Source organism: Dietzia massiliensis (genome assembly GCF_018390595.1).
In the GTDB taxonomy this organism is placed as follows: Bacteria; Actinomycetota; Actinomycetes; order Mycobacteriales; family Mycobacteriaceae; genus Dietzia; species Dietzia massiliensis.
On record NZ_JAHBAV010000306.1, the window covers coordinates 1 to 364 of the forward strand.

The window sequence follows — 364 nt, forward strand, 5'->3', positions numbered from 1 at the left end:
GGTAATTCCTGCTTTTTTTTCGCCGGCTCAACGGGCATAGTAGGCGCCATCTGACGCAGGTAATGACTTTTTCGGTGACGGGATGTCGTTGCAGTAGCGAACAATTTATTGAAAATCCAATTAAGGAGCGTTGCATGTTTGCAGTAATCTTCGGGCGTCCTGGCTGTCCTTATTGTGTCCGCGCTAAAGAACTGGCGGAAAAACTGACTGAAGAACGCGACGATTTCAACTTCCGTTACGTTGACATCCACGCGGAAGGTATCACCAAGGCCGATCTGGAAAAAACCGTCGGCAAACCGGTTGAAACCGTGCCGCAGATCTTCCTGGATGAGAAGCACATCGGCGGTTGCACCGATTTCGAAGC

1 protein-coding gene is annotated in these 364 nt (G+C 50.3%); it reads left to right on the forward strand.

The features are described from left to right. Nucleotides 1-134 precede the first annotated feature (134 nt). The coding region (locus KHA85_RS20625; RefSeq protein WP_213186732.1) for a GrxA family glutaredoxin at nt 135-364 on the forward strand (230 nt) is incomplete at its 3' end.